The sequence below is a fragment of the Plantibacter sp. 2H11-2 genome (assembly GCF_050031945.1).
In the GTDB taxonomy this organism is placed as follows: Bacteria; Actinomycetota; Actinomycetes; order Actinomycetales; family Microbacteriaceae; genus Plantibacter; species Plantibacter auratus.
In genome coordinates, this window is record NZ_JBNBBL010000001.1 from 15,414 (window position 1) to 32,669 (window position 17,256).

The 17,256-nt window shown below is 68.2% G+C and carries 17 protein-coding genes; 6 read left to right on the forward strand and 11 right to left on the reverse strand.

What is annotated here, in order from left to right; translation table 11 throughout:
• Positions 1 to 59 precede the first annotated feature (59 nt).
• Genes ACQG07_RS00070 through ACQG07_RS00080 form a run of 3 tightly spaced genes read right to left on the reverse strand, consistent with a single transcriptional unit; the run spans position 60 to position 3,159 of the window.
• Positions 60 to 953 carry a carbohydrate ABC transporter permease gene (locus tag ACQG07_RS00070; protein WP_085510777.1) on the reverse strand — a complete coding sequence of 298 codons (894 nt, stop codon included), beginning with the start codon at positions 951 to 953 and terminating at the stop codon, positions 60 to 62.
• The gene (locus ACQG07_RS00075; protein WP_079002413.1) at positions 953 to 1,864 is read right to left on the reverse strand and encodes a carbohydrate ABC transporter permease; all 912 of its coding nucleotides are present in this window, start codon (positions 1,862 to 1,864) and stop codon (positions 953 to 955) included. Before ACQG07_RS00075 ends, ACQG07_RS00070 begins: the two co-directional genes overlap by 1 nt.
• Complete coding sequence (locus ACQG07_RS00080; RefSeq protein ID WP_192018012.1) at positions 1,861 to 3,159, reverse strand: extracellular solute-binding protein; 1,299 nt, start codon at positions 3,157 to 3,159, stop codon at positions 1,861 to 1,863. Before ACQG07_RS00080 ends, ACQG07_RS00075 begins: the two co-directional genes overlap by 4 nt.
• Before the next feature lie 225 nt (positions 3,160 to 3,384).
• On the opposite strand from ACQG07_RS00080, the gene ACQG07_RS00085 reads away from it, so the two are divergent.
• The 3 genes from ACQG07_RS00085 (at position 3,385) to ACQG07_RS00095 (ending at position 6,089) form a co-directional block, all read left to right on the forward strand.
• A complete protein-coding gene (locus tag ACQG07_RS00085) occupies positions 3,385 to 4,590 on the forward strand; it encodes an ROK family protein (protein ID WP_426736799.1) in 1,206 nt (401 codons plus the stop codon).
• A 26-nt stretch (positions 4,591 to 4,616) separates the two neighbouring features.
• Complete coding sequence (locus ACQG07_RS00090; RefSeq protein WP_426736800.1) at positions 4,617 to 5,513, forward strand: esterase/lipase family protein; 897 nt, start codon at positions 4,617 to 4,619, stop codon at positions 5,511 to 5,513.
• Between the two features lie 93 nt (positions 5,514 to 5,606).
• Complete coding sequence (locus tag ACQG07_RS00095) at positions 5,607 to 6,089, forward strand: DUF4396 domain-containing protein (RefSeq protein WP_426736801.1); 483 nt, start codon at positions 5,607 to 5,609, stop codon at positions 6,087 to 6,089.
• Positions 6,090 to 6,167: 78 nt separating this feature from the next.
• Here the strand turns inward: ACQG07_RS00095 and ACQG07_RS00100 are convergent, their stop codons facing one another.
• The 5 genes from ACQG07_RS00100 to ACQG07_RS00120 form a co-directional block, all read right to left on the reverse strand.
• Positions 6,168 to 6,881, reverse strand: coding sequence for an HAD family hydrolase (locus ACQG07_RS00100; RefSeq protein WP_274499866.1), 714 nt, complete (start codon positions 6,879 to 6,881; stop codon positions 6,168 to 6,170).
• A gap of 32 nt (positions 6,882 to 6,913) precedes the next feature.
• A complete protein-coding gene (locus tag ACQG07_RS00105; RefSeq protein ID WP_426736802.1) occupies positions 6,914 to 8,146 on the reverse strand; it encodes an allantoate amidohydrolase in 1,233 nt (410 codons plus the stop codon).
• Entirely contained in the window at positions 8,143 to 9,297 is a 1,155-nt protein-coding gene (locus tag ACQG07_RS00110) for an FAD-dependent oxidoreductase (protein WP_426736803.1), read from the reverse strand. Before ACQG07_RS00110 ends, ACQG07_RS00105 begins: the two co-directional genes overlap by 4 nt.
• Positions 9,294 to 10,553: an ammonium transporter gene (locus tag ACQG07_RS00115; RefSeq protein ID WP_426736804.1), complete on the reverse strand. Its 1,260-nt coding sequence runs from the start codon at positions 10,551 to 10,553 to the stop codon at positions 9,294 to 9,296. The genes ACQG07_RS00110 and ACQG07_RS00115 overlap by 4 nt, the downstream gene beginning before the upstream one ends.
• A 93-nt stretch (positions 10,554 to 10,646) precedes the next feature.
• On the reverse strand, positions 10,647 to 11,801 hold the full coding sequence (locus ACQG07_RS00120) for a tyramine oxidase subunit B (protein WP_274499863.1): 1,155 nt from the start codon (positions 11,799 to 11,801) through the stop codon (positions 10,647 to 10,649).
• 149 nt (positions 11,802 to 11,950) lie between these two features.
• On the opposite strand from ACQG07_RS00120, the gene ACQG07_RS00125 reads away from it, so the two are divergent.
• Positions 11,951 to 12,856: a LysR family transcriptional regulator gene (locus ACQG07_RS00125; RefSeq protein ID WP_426736805.1), complete on the forward strand. Its 906-nt coding sequence runs from the start codon at positions 11,951 to 11,953 to the stop codon at positions 12,854 to 12,856.
• 104 nt (positions 12,857 to 12,960) lie between these two features.
• A complete protein-coding gene (locus ACQG07_RS00130) occupies positions 12,961 to 13,905 on the forward strand; it encodes a GNAT family N-acetyltransferase (protein WP_426736806.1) in 945 nt (314 codons plus the stop codon).
• A 66-nt stretch (positions 13,906 to 13,971) separates the two neighbouring features.
• Here the strand turns inward: ACQG07_RS00130 and ACQG07_RS00135 are convergent, their stop codons facing one another.
• Positions 13,972 to 14,670, reverse strand: a complete 699-nt coding sequence (locus ACQG07_RS00135; RefSeq protein ID WP_426736807.1) for a hypothetical protein — start codon at positions 14,668 to 14,670, stop codon at positions 13,972 to 13,974.
• 113 nt (positions 14,671 to 14,783) lie between these two features.
• Positions 14,784 to 15,326: a TetR/AcrR family transcriptional regulator gene (locus ACQG07_RS00140; RefSeq protein WP_426736808.1), complete on the reverse strand. Its 543-nt coding sequence runs from the start codon at positions 15,324 to 15,326 to the stop codon at positions 14,784 to 14,786.
• 137 nt (positions 15,327 to 15,463) lie between these two features.
• Between ACQG07_RS00140 and ACQG07_RS00145 the strand changes: the two genes are divergently transcribed.
• Positions 15,464 to 16,348 (forward strand): SDR family NAD(P)-dependent oxidoreductase, encoded by an 885-nt coding sequence (locus ACQG07_RS00145; RefSeq protein WP_426736809.1) that lies wholly within the window; start codon positions 15,464 to 15,466, stop codon positions 16,346 to 16,348.
• Positions 16,349 to 16,428: 80 nt separating this feature from the next.
• Here the strand turns inward: ACQG07_RS00145 and ACQG07_RS00150 are convergent, their stop codons facing one another.
• Positions 16,429 to 17,223, reverse strand: a complete 795-nt coding sequence (locus ACQG07_RS00150) for an alpha/beta fold hydrolase (protein ID WP_426736810.1) — start codon at positions 17,221 to 17,223, stop codon at positions 16,429 to 16,431.
• Positions 17,224 to 17,256 lie beyond the last annotated feature (33 nt).

The following is a 17,256-nucleotide window of genomic DNA, read 5'->3' on the forward strand; positions in this document are numbered from 1 at the left end:
GGTCCTCGAATGCTCAGGTGGTGATGGAGGGGATGGTGTCGGTCGCCCGGCCTGGCCGGTCACCCCTTGACGGCACCCTGGGTGACGCCCGACATCACCCAACGCTGCGCGAAGAGGTAGGCGATGATCGCGGGGGCCATCGCCATCAGGTACGAGGCGAAGGCGACGTTGTAGTTGCTGCTGAACTGGGTCTGGAAGAGGTTCTGCCGCACCGGGAGGGTCTGGAGTCCTGCGTCCGAGATGATCAGCGACGGCATCATGAAGTCGTTCCAGGCGTAGAGGAACGCGAAGATGCCGACCGTGGCGCTCATGGGAGCCAGGAGCGGGAAGATCAATCTCCAGAACGTCTGCCAGGTGCTCGCACCGTCGATGCGCGCACTCTCCTCGAGTTCGATCGGGATCGATCGCAGGAACGCCGTGAACAGCAGCACGCTGAAGCTCAGCTGGAACATCGTGGCGAGGATGATCACCCCGAACGGGTTGTCGAGTCCGACACGACCGGTCAGCTGGATCTGCGGCAGGGCGACGACCGGGAACGGGATGAACATCGCGGCGAGCAGGTAGAAGAACGAGAAGCGGAACAGTCGGCGATCCCAGTTGCGCACGATGGCGTACGCAGCGAAGGAGGCGAGGATGATGGTCGCGACCACGGTCCCTGCGGTGACGAGGAGCGACATCGCGAAGCCGACCGGGAACTTCGTGAGCGTCCACGCCTGGACGAAGCCGTCGATGCTGAACGGTGCCGGGAGCGAGAAGGCGTTGCCGTCGACCGACTGGGTGTCGGTCTTGAACGCCATCGAGATCGTCACGTAGAGCGGCAGGAGGACGGTCACGGCGCAGAGCAGCAGGATGATCGTCGTCGACCAGCTCACCCGCTCCCCCCTGGTCCGCTGCTTCGGGGTGGCGTTCGCCGTGGTGATGGACTGGGTGCTGAGCACGGTTGGCGTGGCCATCAGAGTGCGTTCCTTCCGCGCGTCGCCGAGAGTTGCACGAGGGCGATGATGATCGTGATGATGAAGAACAGGGTGGCCGTGGCCATCTGATAGGCGTAGTCACCGGTCTGGAACCCGCGGATGATCGTCATCGAGATGCTCCGCGTGGAGGTTCCCGGGCCACCGTTGGTCAGGCCGACGATGATGTCGTAGGCGTTCAGGTAGTTCTTGAAGCCGAGGATCACGTTGATCACGACGTATCCCATCACCAGCGGCAGGGTGATCCGCAGCAGCTGCTGGCGCTTGTTCGCGCCGTCGAGCGACGCTGCCTCGTAGACGTCGCCGGGGACCGCGAGGAGACCAGCGATGTAGATGAGCAGCGTGCCGGGGATCGACTGCCAGGCCGTCACGATCACGATGCCGAGCCAGGCCAGGTCCGGGTTGGAGAGGATGCTCGTCTCGAGGAACGGGATCCCGAGCGCCGAGCCGGCGGCCGGCACCGAGTTCATGAAGAGGAACTGGAACACGTAGGCGATGATGATGCCCGAGATGACCATCGGGATGACGAAGATCCCGCGGAGCCCCATCTTGAAGCGGATCTTCGCGGTCAGGCCGACCGCGAGCAGGAACGCGATGACGTTCACCGCGATGACCGTCACGAGCGAGAACCCGAAGGTGAAGAGGAAGCTCGTGAGGATGGCCGGGTCGCTGAACGCGGCGATGTAGTTCGTGAAGCCGATGAACTCCCAGTCGCCGATCCCGATGGAGTCGGTGAAGCTGAAGAAGATGCCGACGACGCCGGGGAGCGTGATCGCGAGTGTGAACAGGATGACGGCTGGGAACAGGAAGAAGTAGTAGATCGGTTCGACCCGTTTGGTGCTGCGTCGGACCTTCGGGTTGCCCCCGGTCACGATCGATGTGGTGGCGCTCATTCGGAACCCTCCTTGCTCGTGACGGGCGGCTGTCGGAACGCGAGTCGTGCCCAGTCCGCGTCCATGGTGCGGAGCATCGACGCCGCGTCGGTGCCGAGGACCAGCGACTGCGCGTAGTTCTCGGTCGGGATGGCGCGGGGGTTGAGCACGCCCGGGCCCTGGTAGAACGCGCCGGCGTCGTAGTACGGGATCATGCCCGCGACGCGCGGGTCGTCGGGAGCCTTGCCGTCGTCGGTCGGGACGAACCCGAGCTGCGATTCGTTGTAGGCCTGGATGACCTCCGGCTGGAAGAGGTACTCGAGGAAGTCGCGGGCACCCTCGGGGTTCTTCGCCTCCTCGGGGATGATGGTGACGAGGTCGAGGTTCACCCGGACCTTGAGGTCCTTCGGGTCTTCGGTCATCGGCAGCGGGAACGTCCCGAGGTCGAGATCGGGTGCGGTGAGTGCGATCTGGCTGAACGCCCACGGGCCCTGCAGGTACATGGCGCCCTCACCCTCGGCGAAGGCGACGTTGCCGGCGTCGTAGGTGCGACTCGGCGCATCGGCCTGCGTGTACTCCTTGGCGAGCAGCTGCATCTTCTCGACGGGCTCCAGGAAGTCCTTCTCGAAGGAGACCGGAGCATCCGGTCCCACCTCGGTGCCTTCCTCCGCGAGCCGGTCGTAGAAGTCCGGGATGTCGACGGCGCCACCGACCGAGTAGTCGAACCAGCCCTGGTTGGCGGTCCAGGCATCGGCGAACGTCGCGTAGAACGGCGCCACGCCGGCCGCCTTCAGCGTGTCGGAGACGGCGATCAGTTCACTCCACGTCGTCGGCACCTCGAGGCCGTACTCGGCGAAGATCGTCTTGTTGTAGATGACCGAAGCGGCCATCACCGAGTAGGGCAATGCACTCGTGCGTCCCTCGCACACGCCGTACTGGTCGAGCAACGGCTGGAGGTCGTCGCGGATGGACGCCGCCGCTGTCGTGTCGGACAGGTCGGAGAGCGCGCACCGTTCGACGAAACGCGACACCTCGTGGTTGTAGTTCGAGAGCATGAGGTCCGGCGGGTTGCCACGGACGAAGCTCGCCGCGAGCGGATCGGGCCCCGAGGTGTCCATGACGACCTCGTACTGCTGCTGCGAGGCGTTGTAGTCCGCGACGGCCTGGTTCATGAAGGTGAACGCCTCACGCTTGCTGAACGTGAAGTGGATGGTCTCCCGGCCATCACTCGAGCAACCGACGAGGACGCTGGCCAGGAGCGCCACACCCGCCACTCCGGCCGTGGCGCGTATCGCGCGTTTCAGTGGGTTCGACATCATTGTCCTTCCGCGGAGCCCTCGATGGATCCGCTGACTAAATACAGAGAGTAAATCAACTGATGACGGAAACTCTGCCATCCGTTCGACGTCTGGTCAAGCACCGGTTCCATCACGACATCCACGGGTAGGACACCGTGATCGTTCACGGTTCTGCGCACGGTGCAGTGCCTCCGCGGCACGGTGTCCACGCGGGCCCTCGGATCGTGGATATCGTTGTCGGTCATGGAAGCGACGACGACGGAGCGGGCATCGGAGCCGCGCTCCTCCAGCATCACCGCCGTCCTCGATCACGCCTGGGCGACGTCCGCGTTCACCGCGGCCGACGTCATCACCGCCACCGGGTTGTCACGATCGACGGCGATCACGCTCTCCGACGAACTCATCGGACTGGGTTGGCTGACGGAGCTCGATGACGCACGTCAGGCTGGTGCCGCCTATCGGAAAGGTCGCCCCGCCCGACGCTACGAGCTGCGCATCGACGCCGGGATCGTCGTCGGTGTCGACGCCGGAGCCCACTCCATCACCGCCATCGCTGCAGACCTGCGCGGTCGGGAACTCGCGAGGTCGCACCACACCGTCGATCCGGCGGCCACCGCTGAGGCGCGGGTCGACGCCGTCGACGCGGCGATCGACGAGGTCCTGCGACAGTGCGGACCGAAGCCGCCGCTCTGCATCGTGCTCGGCGTCCCGGCCCCCATCGACGCGCTCGGGCGATCACCCGAGGGCAACGTTTTCTGGGATCGAATGAACCCTCGGCTCGGTGAGCGCATCCGCGACCACGGCTGCGCGGTCGTCACCGACAACGACGCGAACCTCGCCGCCGTCGCCGAGGGCGCGATCGGCGCCGGCGTCGGTGTCGACTCCTATATCACCGTGGTCACCGGTGAGCGGCTCGGAGCCGGATACGTCGTCGACGGTCGTCTCGTCCGCGGTCGCGGCCGGGCGGGCGAGCTGCACCTCCTCGACCTCGTCGACGGCGTCGGTTCGTCGCGAGGCATCGCCGCGCTCCTGCGCGACTGGGGTCGCGAGTACCGCGAGAGCGGCGGGCTCCCGGAGAGCAGCCCGCTCAGCCGCATACCGGTCGCGCAGGTGGACGCGCAGTCCGTCCTCGCTGCAGCAGATCAGGGCGACACGGTCGCGCTCGACCTGGTGCGCCGGATGGGTGATCGCATCGCGCGGATGAGCGCCGTCCTGGGCGGGTTGCTCGACGTCGAGCGCATCGTGTTCGCCGGCGGGATCGCTCCGTCGATGTCGCAGCTGCTCGAGGTCGCGTCGGAGCGCATCCCCGGCTACATGAGCGCGGAACCTCCCTTGCTCGTCGCGTCGGAGCTCGGTGCCGACATGGTGGCGCAGGGTGCTGTCGCGACCGCGATCGACGACGTGCGTCGCAACGCACTGCGGATCGACCTCGCCCGACCAGTACGCTGACGTCGTAGCCAGCCGGAAGGAGCACCATGGCCGATGCGATCGTCCTCGTGTCAGGGGGTGCCGCCGTGACCCCGTTCACGGGTCCGGACCATGCCGCAGGCTCCGGCCTCGCCGCCGGGAACACCCTCACCGCACTGAGAGCGCACCTGCTCGGGCGGGAGGTTCCGGTCTTCACCGCACCGGCACGCATCGGTGCCGGGGAGGCGCACGAGGACACGGGTTGGCAGGGGTTCGCCGACGTCCCGATCGTGCTGCCCGCCGAGGTGACCGTCAACGCCGTCGGTGGGATCGACGCCGGCGGGACGAGCCTGGCCGCGTTGCTGCGGTGGTTGTCCGACGAACACGGCTTCGCGAGCGTCGACCTCGTCGCACACTCCATGGGCGGTCTCTTCTCTCGTGCCGCGATCCGCGAACTGCGCGGCTCCGGCCCATCGATCGGCCGGCTCGTCACCCTCGGCACCCCATGGGAGGGATCGCTCCTCGGCGACGTGCTCACCGGCGAGGTCTCGGTCCACGACGCCCACGGCGACGAGGGGACCGCGACGATCCTCGAGCGGTCGAGCGGCTATGCCGCCGAGAACTCACAGGGCGCTGCCGACGAGGTCTCACGCCGGTTCCTGCGCGAGTGGAACACGACGCAGGCCGGCTTCCTCGATGGCGTCGCCGTCACCGCAGTCGGGGCGGGTCACTTCCACACGGCAGCCGAACCCCGGCAGCTGTGGCCACACGACGGTCTGGTGGCCCTGCGAAGCGCCCGAGCCGACGACGTCCCGGTCGACGTGCTCCCCCGCTTGGTCCGCCACGCCTTCGAAGACGACGTCCACAGCATCTTCTTCGCCGACGCCTTCGACCTCCCGTGGGAGCGCGCTCTCACCTGGGATCCCGAGGTCTTCGCCGTGGTCGACGAGGCGCTCACGTCCTGAGTCGGCGTCGATGCCCGTGTGAGCGGACCAGCACTCCGGAATATACCCCCGAGGGGTATCGTTCGACCTCTTGGACGAACCGGAGGAGTGCTCATGAGCGACCAGACCCACCACCACCACGGCCAAGCAGCCGACAATGCGACCTCCTGGCGGATGGCCGCCACCGCCACCCTCCACTGCCTCACCGGATGTGCCATCGGCGAGGTGCTGGGCATGGTGATCGGCACCGGCCTCGGACTGCACAATCTCGGGACCGTGGTGCTCTCGATCGCCCTGGCCTTCGTCTTCGGCTACGCGCTCACGATGCGCGGCGTGCGCCGCGCGGGACTGTCCTGGCGCGCCGCCCTCGGTGTCGCCCTGGCGGCGGACACGGTATCGATCGCGGTCATGGAGATCATCGACAACACCGCGATGCTCGCCATCCCCGGAGCGATGGAAGCCGGCCTCACCAGCGGCCTCTTCTGGGGCTCCCTGGTCGCCGCTCTCGCCCTGGCCTTCATCGTCACCACACCGGTCAACCGTTGGCTGATCGGCCGCGGCAAGGGGCACGCCGTCGTCCACGGACTCCACCACTGAGGCCATGATGGGCCTCCGACCTCGCGGTCTGCGACTGTCGTTCGGACGGCGCGTTGTCGTCGGCGGGGCCCGCCTGCTTCATCGTCGGCGGAGGTCTCGCAGTGCCTCCGGCGACGGGGTGAGACGGCCGACGATCTCGCCGAGGCTGCTGATGACCGGGTGACGTCGATGCGAAGGCGCGTCCTGGTGACCACCGTCGAATCGCAGGAACCGCACCTGGAGCGCTTCGGCGATCTCCTCGTCATGATTGGTGTCGCCGACCATCAACACGCGCCGGGGATCATGGCCCGAGTCCTCCAACCACGCGGTCACGACATGCTCCTTCGACGCCGCATAGACATCGGTGATGCCGTGGACGTGTGCGAAATGACCGTGCAGCGAGTGGGGAGCCAGCTGACGCTCGAGGGTGACCTCCGGGGTCGCCGAGATGAGGACCTGCTCGACGCCGAGCACGTCGATCGCCGCAAGGGTCGCGCGGGCCTGCGGTTGGAGCGACGCCGATCCCACACCGGCCGCGAACAGCGCGAGGTATTCGTCGGCCGCCTCCAGGAAGTCGGCTGCATCGACACCGAGCCGGGCGTAGAAGGCCCGGATGGGGAAGCCGAACACCGCCCGATACGCCTCCTGGTCGGATATCTCGGCAAGACCGCGCTGCCGGAGAACGGTGTTCATCGCGGCAAGCGCCACCTCGACGTCGTCGAGGAGCGTGCCGTTCCAGTCCCAGCACACCGCGTCGATGGTCGTGGATCCGTTCTCGTGCACGAGCTCGAGTCTCACACGGTCGGCTGACATCGGCCGGATCCGTCGAGGCCGGTGGCTCCTGCTCAGGCGGTGCCGACGCCGACCGCGAGTCCCTCCAGGACATCCGCGAGTGCCACGGCACCGGCCTCGGCGTCGGCGTCCTCGGCGTGCTCCTCCGGCGAATGGGAGACGCCGGTCGGGTTCCGGACGAAGAGCATCGCGGTCGGCACGTGCGACGCGAGCACTCCGGCGTCGTGCCCCGCTCCGGTACCGAGCACGGGCGCCTCCGGCAGCATCCGTTCGAGGCGCCCGCGGAGGAACGGGTCGAAGTCGGTCGTGGCGCTGAACGACTCCTCGGTGATCGCGGCCTCGCATCCCTCCTCCGCTGCGACGAGCGACAAGCGTTCGGTGATCCCTGCCACGATCGCGGCGGTCACGACGTCGTCGGGATGACGGACGTCGATCCAGAAGTCCACGCTCGACGCGATCACGTTCGTGCCTCCCGGCAACGGGAGCACCCGGCCGACGGTCGCCCGAGCGTCCGGCGTGGCCCGTCCGATCGTGCGGATCTCGGTGATCATCCGCGCAGCCGCGACAAGCGGGTCCCGTCGATCCTGCATGAGCGTCGTCCCCGCATGGTTCCCTTCGCCGCGGATCGACACCCGCCACCGTCCATGCCCCAGGATGCTCGAGCCGATCGCGACCGGGCGATCGAGGTCGACCAGTGCCCGCCCCTGCTCGACGTGGAGCTCGACGAACGCGTCGATCGCTCCGAGCCCGGCCGGATCGGGCCCTACACCCTGCGGATCGACACCATTGCGTGCGAGGACCTCGGCGAACGTGTCGCCCTCCACGTCGCGCAGGGCCAGCGCCCGCTCCGGACTGATCGCACCGGTGAGGAGACGCGAGCCGAGGCACGCGACGCCGAAGCGCGAGCCTTCCTCCTCCGGGAAGACGGCGACGACGATCGGCTTGGTCGGCTCGAAGCCTCGCGAGCGCAGGTGGTCGATCGCGATCAGCGCCGATGCGACCCCGAGTGGTCCGTCGTAGGCGCCACCGCCTGGGACCGAGTCGAGATGGCTCCCGGTGACGACCGCACCCGCCGTCGAACGTGACGGCACATGCCACCAGGCGCGGATGACCCCGTTGCCGTCGATGTCCACGTCGAGGCCACGGCGCTCGGCCTGACTGACGAACCACTCCCGCAGCTCGAGTTCGGCGGAGGAGTAGACGGGCCTCGAGTAGCCTCCCCGACGCTGATCCCGACCGATCCCCGCGACCTCGTCCAGGAGGGAGACAATGGTGTCGTGCGTCACCGGACGGCTGCCAGGCTCGGCCGGAACATCGCCGGCACATCGTCTCGGCCCTCGACCAGCGCAAGGGCGTATTCGCCGATGAGCGGGGCGAACTTGGCACCGTGGCCGGAGCAGGGCGCCAGGACCGTGATCCCGTCGACACGGTCGATGACGAAGTCCTCCGTCGGGGTGTTCGTGAACAGGCAGGTCGTCTCGGCATACGGTTCCGGAACGAGGCTCGGGAGGAACTCTCGGACGTAGGCGACGACCCGTCGGCGGTTCGCGTCGTCGACGAGGCCGTCATGATCGGCGGCCGAGGGGATGCGCCTGCCGCCGTTGTACTCGGCGACCTTCTGACCACGCCACTCGGCGTCGCGCCCACCGGGGAGCCCGTAGACCTGCATCCGCTCGGACTTGTGGATGAAGGTGGGCAACACTGAACCGGATCGCGCCGGATCTTCCGCGTCGACGCCGATCCGGTCCCGATACGGGAAGTGGTACGCCTGCTCCTGACTGACCTCGAGGGCCGGGAACGCGTCGAGGAACCCGCCCGGCAGCGCGAGCTCGCCGAGGAGGTCCGGAAGCCAGCCGCCGGCTGCGACGACTACCTGCTCCGCATCGAACGCCCTGCCCCGAGATCCGAGCACCCGGTACCCGGTGGCAGTCCGCTCGACCCGCTCGACCGGCTGATCGTTCAGGACCGTGGCCCCGGCGCGGACGGCGGATTCGAGCATCGCCATCACCGCCTGCTCCGCGTCGATCACGCCGGCTCCCGGGTGCCACAGAGTGGGCGTGTCGAAGCCGATGTCCCAGCGGGCTCTGGCTTCGTCCCGGGAAAGCAGCTCGTGATCGATGCCGTGCTCGGCCAGCACCGACGCGAGGTGCTCCGGGCGACGGGTCGCACCGAAATCGAGCGCACCCGTCTGCGTGATCAGTGGACGCCCATGCTCCAGGCCGAGCTCGTCCCACCCAGACGCCGCCGCGAGGACGAGACGGGTGTAGGACGCCTCCGGGTAGGCATAGCGGAAGATCCGGGCCGATCCGTGGGACGATCCCCACTCGTTGGCCGGGCGACTCCGCTCGAGGACGGTGACGTCGTGCCCGGCCTGGGCCAGGCGCCAGGCCGCCGCAGCACCGGCGAGCCCGGCTCCGATGACGATGACGCTCGTCATGCGCGTGCTTCCTGGTCTTCGTCCTCATAGGCGCGCTCGGCGTGGGCGTGCTCGTCGATGCCGGCGACCTCGTGCTCCTCGGGGATCCGCAGACCGATGGTGATCTGGATCACCTTCGCGATCACCCAGGTGACGATGAACGAGTAGGCGAGGACCGCGACGGTCGCGATCGTCTGCACGCCGAGGAGTTCGAATCCGCCGCCGTAGAGCAGACCGGAGCGTCCGTTCGGAGCCGCATCCGTCGCGAACACCCCGATGAGGAGCGTCCCGATGATGCCTCCGACGAGGTGGACCCCGACGACGTCGAGGGAGTCGTCGAACCCGAGCCGGAACTTCCACTCGATGGCGAGGCAGCAGACGACGCCCGCGATGGCCCCGATGATGATCGCACCGATGGGCGAGACGGCGCCGCAGGCGGGGGTGATCGCCACGAGGGCGGCGATGATCCCCGATGCACTGCCGAGGCTCGTGACCGCTCCGTGTCGGAGTCGATCGACGATGGACCAGCCGATGAGGCCGGCACAGGCGGCGACGGTGGTGTTGAGGAACACGACGCTCGCCGCATTGCCGGCTGCCAGCGCCGAGCCGGCGTTGAAGCCGTACCAACCGATCCAGAGCAACCCGGCGCCGACGAGGACGAGCGGGCGGTTGTGCGGGCGGAGCTTGCCGCCCCAGTCCTTGCTCTTGCCGAGCACCAGGGCCAGTGCGAGCGCCGCGACGCCGGCGTTCATGTGCACGGCCGTCCCGCCCGCGAAGTCGACGGCACCGAGGGTGTTCGCAATCCATCCACCGGTCGCCGTGTCGTTCGAGAAGGCGAACACCCAGTGTGCGATCGGGAAGTACACGAACGTCGCCCAGAGCCCGGCGAACAACAACCACGCGCCGTACTTCATGCGACCGGCGGCGGCACCCGCGACGAGTGCCGTCGTCACCCCCGCGAACAGCAGTTGGAACGCCGCGAAGAGTGCGAGCGGGATGCCGGCATCGGGGTCGTCGACGAGTGCCTGGTCGAGCCCCGCGAACTCGAACGGGTTCCCGATGAGTCCGAGCCCGCCGACGGAGTCGCCGAAGACGAGCGAGTACCCGAAGGCCACCCAGAGCAGCGCGACGAGGCTGGCCCCGCCGAAGCACATGATCATCATGTTGAGGATGCGGCGGGACGAGACCATCCCGCCGTAGAACAGAGCCAGGGCCGGGATCATGAGGGCGACGAGCGCCGAGCTCGTCAGGATCCAGGCGACGTTTCCAGCGTCCACAAATCACTCCATCGTTCGAGGTGCACAGCGGCCGGGCGGCCACAGCGTCGGGTTCGGGTGGAACAGGTGTCGGTGCTCGGTGCCGGACGGCGGTCAGGCCAGGTCGGGGGCTTCCCAGAGGTTGAGCTTCGTGCCGATCCTCTGCTCGACGGCGTTCTCGTAGATCGTCTTCGCCCACGCGACGTCCTCGACGCCCATCCCACCGACGCTGAAGAGCACCGGCTGCTCGGGGAACTCTCGCCCGACGGCGTTCCCGTCGAAGACGTCTCCGATGTTGACCACGCGGGACTCGTCGAGTTCGCCGGTCCCGATGAGGTCCTGCCAGTAGAGGCCGATCATGCCGAACGCGGTCTCGTGCGACGGTGCCGGGTACTCCTCGGCCCACGCCTCGTAGATCTTCTTCGCGTCCGCGATGAGGCGCGCCTTGCCGGAGAGGGTGTACTCCTTGTCCATACGCAGGTTGGCGGGCAGGCTCAGGAAGGCGCCCGGCTTGATCCAGTCGCCGTCGATGAACGGGTAGTTCTCCGAGCCGACCAGGCCGGTGACGGCTTCGGAGACGATGTCCGAGTCGCGCACAGCGGCCTCGACCGTCTCGGCGATCTCGATCGTCGTGAACTGCGGGTAGTGCTCGCGGACGTAGTCGGCGAACGCCTCGGAGGTCGACCGTCGGCGCCCGTGGATGCGGATGGTGTCGAGCGAGGGGCGGGCTGTGGTCATGGCGTGCAGGGCGCTCTTGTTCATGGCGCCGGGCCCGATGATGCCGAGTGACTTCGCGTCCACCGGTGCCAGGAGCTTCGCGGCGGCTCCCGGCACGGCAGCAGTGCGGTAGGCGCTCTCGAGGTTGCCGGACATGATCGCGTAGGGCGCGCCGGTGTCCTTGTCGTTGAGCACGATGAGGTGGATGGAGCGCGGGAGGCCCCGCTCGCGGTTGTCGACGTTCGACCCGTACCACTTGACGCCGGCGGTGTCGAAGCGTCCGCCGAGGTAGGCGGGCATCGCCATGAACCGACGGTCGGCGGCGTCCAGCGGCATGCCGGGGAACGGTGAGGTGGCAGGGAACCCGATCGGTGCTCCGTGCGAGTTGGCGGTCGGGCCGGCCATCCGGTAGTCACCCTTCGCGACGAGCACCAACACCTCCTCCATGACCTCCATGCAGTGGGCCATGTCCTTCATGCCGGCGGCGATGACCTCCGGTTCGCTCAGATAGAGCATGTCGATCCGGGTGTTCGGGGAAGCGTCTGCGGTCACGGGTGGTCCTCCAGGTCGGGGTGTGTGGTCCTCAGCGAACACGGTCGCGATCCCCCTGGTCAAATACCGATTCGAACCTCGATTGAGAGCGTTCCGCTCGCAATCTGGACGAAACAGCGCGGTAATACGAGGGTCGTATCGTCGATGGGATGGAGCTCCGCCAGCTGCGCTACTTCCTCGCCGTCGCCGAGGAGCTCCATTTCGGTCGCGCCGCCCGACGGCTGCACATGTCGCAGCCACCGCTGAGCGTCCAGGTCGCACGACTCGAGCAGGAGGTCGGCACCGCGTTGTTCGACCGGTCGACGAGGCGGGTGGCGCTGACCCCAGCTGGACGTCACCTCCAGGCGCGGGCGAGACACATCCTCGAGGAGCTCGACACGGTCCGGGGTGAGATGCGCGACTTCGTCGACGGTCTCGCCGGGGAGGTCACCGCGGGGTTCGTGAGTTCGGCCAACTACACGGTCCTCCCCGGTGTCGTGCAGCTGTTCCGGGCGAGCCGCCCCAGGGTGACGCTACGCCTGGTGCCGTTGACCTCAGGAGAACAGTTCGACCGGCTCCGCGACGGCACGCTCGACGTCGGGATCGTCCGTGACGAGGTCCCGCAGACGCCATCCGACAGCTCTCCAGCGCTCACCACCGAGGTCGTCTTCGAGGAGCGTCTCGTGGCGTGCCTCCCGGTGGGTCATGCGCTGGCGGGCCGACCCGAGGTCACCGCGGAGGAGCTCATGGACGTCCCGATGATCTCCTACCCGCGGGCGCTCATGCCAGGATTCGTGGACCGCGTCGCGGAGGTCCTCGGCACGTCGAGTCGGACGCAGGTGGTCGAGGAGGTCGTCCATCAGGAGACCGCACTCGGGTTCGTCGCGGCCGGCGTGGGCATGACGATCCTGCCCGAGTCGGTGCGGCAGCTGGTGCCCCCGTCGATCGTCGTCGTGCCGCTCGCCGGGTCGCCGACGACACGCCTGCTGGCCGCTCGTCAGGAACGGGCGGACGAAAGCCCGGTCCACGACGCGTTCATCGCGTGTCTCCGTGATGCGGCCGCGCAGCTCGGGTGAACGCCCACTCGAACACCGCGCGTCCGCCTCCCGTCTCGGCGGCGTAGCCCAGGTGTTTCTGCCCGGCCTGGACAAACGAGTCGCGTCTGTCCAAGCTGGGACCGATGACCGACACCCGCGACGACTTCACCATCCGCCGAGCCACCCCGGACGACGTCCCCCTCCTCCAGGAGTGGAGCTGCGACGAACCGGTCGCCTGGGTCGATCCGGAGCGGCTGACCGCCGAACTCGCGAGTGGGAACTATCGGCCGGAATGGTCGTGGATCGCCGAGCAGGACGGTCGCCCGGTGGCACGAGCCCTCTGGTGGGGCCAGGCGGACGCGAACCGGCCCGCCACACTCGACTGCCTCACCACCACGGTCGAAGTCGCGGAGCCCGAACGTGTCGGCGCTGCGCTCATCCGCGCTGGACTGGACGCCTTCCGCGCAGGTCCCGCACTGGAGTTCAACGTCGATGTCTCCCCTGCCTGGGCTGATGACGCCGCCAGCGTTGAAGCGGTGCGATGGCGCCAGGAGGCGGCACGCGCGGCTGGGTTCTCACGCACGACCGAGCGGGTCAGTTTCGCGAGGTCCAGCTCCGATCCCGTGCCGGCACGATCGCAGCGCCTCCGTTTCGTCGCCGCCCCGGACGACGCGTTCCACGAGCTCTTCGCCCTGGTCGCGACCGGCACCCTCGATGCGCACACGCAGGACATGGTCGCGCGCGAAGGGCTCGATGCGCTCGCGGACGACGACCTGGCGTTCTACCGTTCGCTCCCCGGCGAACGGGACGCCTGGCGGGTCGCAGAGCTGCTCGACGGGACGATCGTGGGATTCATCATCCCGACGAGGACGGCGTACGACGCGAGCATCAGCTATCTGGGCGTGTTGCCCGAGCACCGCGGACACGGTTACGTGCACGACCTCCTGGCGGAGATGGTCCACGTGCACCACGGGTCGGGGCAGGGCCGGATCGTCGGCACCACGGATGCCGCGAACACTCCGATGCGTGGCGCGTTCGAACGAGCCGGTTTCTCGGTCACGCGCGTTCGGATCGTGCACGAGCAGTAGGTTCGCCCCGGGCTCGGTTCCGACCGTCTCAGTTGAGCACCGCGACACGGTCGGCCGCCGCGCTCGTCAGACCCGCGACGACCGCAGCACGCGGACGACCCCGGAGTAGACCGCGAGCCAGATGATCAGCTGCAAGACCGCAGCGACGAGGAGCGGCAGCACGAACGACCCGCTTTCGGCGGAGGACAGCCAGAAAGCTTCACCGACCGTGCCGGCGATCCCGACCGCCGAGACCGTCAGGAAGAGCGCGCGCGACGCCACCGCTTCCCGACGGTCGACGGTGTCCGTCGCTCCGGTCCGACCCTTCAGCGGGTCGGTGGTCTGCGGTGTCACGTCGGTCGACACGGAGATGGCGCGGATGATGCGGTTCTCGGAGACCTGCAGCCGGAGCAGGATGACGACGCTCGTCAACGCGACCGCGAACCCGATGAGGACCACGAAGCCGAAGAGCGCCCCGCTCTCCCCCACCCAGAACGGACCGAGGACGGTCACGGTCGCGACGGAGAGGGTGGCGGCCACGACGAGTGCCACGGACGAGACGAGCCCGAGCGCCAGGCGGCCCGGGCGACGGTACTCCAGGAGCAGGACCTCCAGAGCGACGTCGCCGACCTCAGGCTGTCGCTGTCCAAGCTCGGTGGCACTGATCCACGCTCTCGCCTCAGGTCGGAGCAGGAAGGCGTTCCAGGCTGCCTCCGTGGATGACGCGGCCCGCGGCCTCGATGGCGCTCGCCGCAGGGCCGGCTGGCGGGTTCGCTCGGGGTGCATGTGCCGACCTTACGCCGACCGCGTGCCGGGGGAAGGCGACAGGGCCACCCAGAACCGTCCGCACGGCGCGGCCGAGTTCGCCGAAGTCGGGTCCATCGAAGCTGAGCCGGTGATCACGGTCGAGGCTTCAGCCCGTCGAGCATCACCTGCAGGAGGAGGGGCAGGTCTTCGGGAGTACCGAGCCGCACCGCGTGCTCGATTCCGCACACGAGGTGCGACAGGCGATCGACCGTGAGATCGGCGCGGACGGCACCCGCGGCGCGGGCCGCCTCGAGGACGGTCGTGAAGGATTCGAAGATCTCGCGTTTGACGTTCCGCACGGAGTCGGCCTCGTCCTCCGGCGAGAGGAGCACCGTCTGCAGACCGCCGTCCTCGAGCTGCAGCCTGAGTGCCGAACCGAGGTAGAGCGCCAGCCCATCGCCCGGATCCGGCTCGGCTGCGGCACGCCGAGAGGTATCGAGCATCGCGTCGAGCGCGTCGGCTGACAGCGCTTCGATGAGTGCGTGGACCGTCGGGAAGTGCCGGTAGACGGTTCCGACCCCGACCCCGGCCTCGCGGGCGACGTCGTTGAGTCGAAGCGTCGCGCGGTCGTGGGTCCGGGCGACATCGAGGATGATCGCCCGGCTACGAGCTGCGTCGGAACGGAGAGTGGCCATAGGACCACTTTACGCCAAACGGATGGCCTATCCGCTTGTGCTATGGTCCAAACGGATAGATCATCCGCTTAAGAAGTGAGGAAAATATGACCTGGGACCCCACCCGCTTGCCAGACCAGACCGGACGAACCATCGTCGTGACCGGTTCCACCGCCGGAATCGGGTACTTCGCCGCAGAGCAGCTCGCTGCCGCTGGCGCGGACGTCGTGCTCGCCTCCCGATCGCATGACAAGCTGCGGCGGGCCGCCACCTCCATTCGAAGCCGAGTCCCGCAGGCCCGGGTCCGCCACGTGCCACTCGAGCTCGGCTCGCTCACCGCCGTCGACGAGGCAGCTGCCGAACTCGCCCTGCTTCCCCGTCTCGACGCCGTCCTGCTCAACGGCGGTGCGATGAGCATGAACCGACGCGAGCTGACTGCGGATGGATTGCCCCTCCTGCTCGGCACCCATGTGGCCGCCAATGCCCGACTGCTGGCCAGGTTGCTCCCGACATTGGTCGCCACGGCCGTGGATCATGGCACGGTGGCTCGAGTCGTCCACACCTCGACCGGATTCGTCCAACTGCTGCGTGTCGGCGTTGACGACCTCCGCCAGGTGCCCGCGATCGGGGTCGTGGCCTACACCAAAGCCAAGACCGCGACGGAGGTGTTCGCCTTCGAGCTCGACCGCAGGCTCCGAGCGGCCGGACTGCCCGCCGCATCGGTCGTGACCCGGCCCGGTGTCGGCGTCGACGCGAAGACCCCGGAGCGACCTGGAGTCCGCGACGACACGACTCCATATCAGCGGAATCCCTACACGCCTTGGGCACAGGGCAAGGACACCGCCGCCTGGTCCGCGGTCAGGGCGCTCACGGATCCCGAAGTCCGGGGCGGCGAGTACTTCTCGCCGGTCGGCCGACTTCGGGGCGCTCCCGTCGCCATCGCTCCACCGGCCAGGACTGCCACGCCGGCGAGCGACGCGGCGTCGTCCCTCTGGCGGCAGGTCGAGGACCTCGCTGGCGTGCCCATCGACGTCGGCGCCTGACGCGAGGCAAGCCCGGTGCCCGCCTCGTCGAGCCGGCACGTCCGGTGGGATGGGCCCGGCCTGATGCGGTGCGTGTCATCTCATTGGGCATCGACAAACGTACGGAGCACCTCGACCCACTGCTCATGCGCGTCAAGGTGCGCATCATGCGATGCGCCACTGAGATCGACGCGACGGGCGCGCCTGCCCCTGCCGACGAAAACCGCCTTCTGATCCTCGGTGAACATTCCTGCGTCTGCGTAGACCACGAGGGTCGGCACGGCGATGCTGTCCCACTCGCGCCAGCGAGGCTCGCCGACCGCCTCGATCGTCGTCTGCATCACGTCCGCATCGAAACGTGGGATCAGTCCATCGGCTGTCTCCTCCAGATCCTCGACCCAGGCACGTTCGAGCGGCCCGTCACCAAGCTCGACCGCCGCTTCCGATCGACTTGCGAAGGGGACGTTCCACGACCGGAAGAAGTCGCCGAGAGCTCGGTGATCATCCGCCGTGCCACTGCCCTGGTTCCCTTCGAGCATGACCAGCGCGCGAACGAGATCTGGCCTACCGGCAGCCAGGAGCATCGCGGTGTGCGCACCCATCGACTGCCCGATGACGATCACCGGTTCTGATGTCTCGGCTTCGATCACCCGTGCGACATCCGAGACGTACGCCGCCCGAGAGGTGTCCGTCGGCCGCCTCGTACTCTCCCCGTGGCCGCGCTGGTCGATGAGGACGACCGATCGTCCGGCGAGCGCTCGAGCCGTTGGAAGGAACTCCCGACTGCTTCCGGCGAGTCCGTGGAGGATGACCGCCGCCGGCTCGGAACCCTCGAACACGGTGTACGAGATCGTGACCCCGTCGTCGACGATCAGCTGCTTCCGTGTCGAGACCATCAGTCCAGCCTAGGAGGCGTTCGTGCGCAGCCA

Excerpts from the sequence above, each read along its gene's own strand:
- ACQG07_RS00070 (WP_085510777.1), bottom strand. The coding sequence starts at position 953 with ATGGCCACGCCAACCGTGCTCAGCACCCAGTCCATCACCACGGCGAAC.
- ACQG07_RS00075 (WP_079002413.1), bottom strand. The coding sequence starts at position 1,864 with ATGAGCGCCACCACATCGATCGTGACCGGGGGCAACCCGAAGGTCCGA.
- ACQG07_RS00080 (WP_192018012.1), bottom strand. The coding sequence starts at position 3,159 with ATGTCGAACCCACTGAAACGCGCGATACGCGCCACGGCCGGAGTGGCG.
- ACQG07_RS00085 (WP_426736799.1), top strand. The coding sequence starts at position 3,385 with ATGGAAGCGACGACGACGGAGCGGGCATCGGAGCCGCGCTCCTCCAGC.
- ACQG07_RS00090 (WP_426736800.1), top strand. The coding sequence starts at position 4,617 with ATGGCCGATGCGATCGTCCTCGTGTCAGGGGGTGCCGCCGTGACCCCG.
- ACQG07_RS00095 (WP_426736801.1), top strand. The coding sequence starts at position 5,607 with ATGAGCGACCAGACCCACCACCACCACGGCCAAGCAGCCGACAATGCG.
- ACQG07_RS00100 (WP_274499866.1), bottom strand. The coding sequence starts at position 6,881 with ATGTCAGCCGACCGTGTGAGACTCGAGCTCGTGCACGAGAACGGATCC.
- ACQG07_RS00110 (WP_426736803.1), bottom strand. The coding sequence starts at position 9,297 with ATGACGAGCGTCATCGTCATCGGAGCCGGGCTCGCCGGTGCTGCGGCG.
- ACQG07_RS00125 (WP_426736805.1), top strand. The coding sequence starts at position 11,951 with ATGGAGCTCCGCCAGCTGCGCTACTTCCTCGCCGTCGCCGAGGAGCTC.
- ACQG07_RS00130 (WP_426736806.1), top strand. The coding sequence starts at position 12,961 with ATGACCGACACCCGCGACGACTTCACCATCCGCCGAGCCACCCCGGAC.
- ACQG07_RS00135 (WP_426736807.1), bottom strand. The coding sequence starts at position 14,670 with ATGCACCCCGAGCGAACCCGCCAGCCGGCCCTGCGGCGAGCGCCATCG.
- ACQG07_RS00140 (WP_426736808.1), bottom strand. The coding sequence starts at position 15,326 with ATGGCCACTCTCCGTTCCGACGCAGCTCGTAGCCGGGCGATCATCCTC.
- ACQG07_RS00150 (WP_426736810.1), bottom strand. The coding sequence starts at position 17,223 with ATGGTCTCGACACGGAAGCAGCTGATCGTCGACGACGGGGTCACGATC.